Origin of the sequence: Streptomyces filipinensis (assembly GCF_014649495.1) — a bacterium.
GTDB lineage: Bacteria > Actinomycetota > Actinomycetes > Streptomycetales > Streptomycetaceae > Streptomyces > Streptomyces filipinensis.
The window spans coordinates 1-527 of record NZ_BMTD01000099.1 but is presented as its reverse complement, the minus strand read 5'-3'; the positions used below and the strand labels follow the sequence as shown (position 1 = coordinate 527).

The 527-nt window shown below is 70.8% G+C and carries 1 protein-coding gene; it reads right to left on the bottom strand.

Annotation, left to right across the window (positions count from 1 at the left end; genetic code table 11):
- Positions 1 to 527 (bottom strand): carbamoyl-phosphate synthase domain-containing protein (locus tag IE244_RS41655; RefSeq protein WP_308436318.1); only part of this gene is annotated, 527 nt, incomplete at both ends.

Below are 527 nucleotides of genomic sequence, written 5' to 3'. Positions count from 1 at the left end.
GCGACGGTGAACCTCTTCTCGCCGATCGCCGGGACGACGTACGCCTCCTTCGTCGCGACCTCCTCGTAGAGGCTCGCGCCCTTCATGTGGGGCTGGGCCTGCACGCGCTCCAGCAGCTCGGACTCGGCGGGGATCGCCTGGCCCGAGAAGATGCCGGCGCGCATCGAGCCGCGCTCGCGCAGATGACGGGTCAGGGCCCGGGTGTCGATGCCCGAGATGCCGACCACGCCCTGGCGCTCCAGCTCGTCGTCCAGCGAGCGCTTGGCCCGCCAGTTGGACGGCACGCGCGCGGGGTCACGCACGACGTAACCGGAGACCCAGATGCGCCCCGACTCGTCGTCCTCGTCGTTCCAGCCCGTGTTGCCGATCTGCGGGGCCGTCGCGACCACGATCTGCCGGTCGTACGACGGATCGGTCAGGGTCTCCTGGTAACCCGTCATCCCGGTGGAGAACACGGCCTCGCCGAAGGTCTCCCCCACGGCCCCGTAGGCACGGCCGCGGAAGACACGGCCGTCCTCCAGGACGAG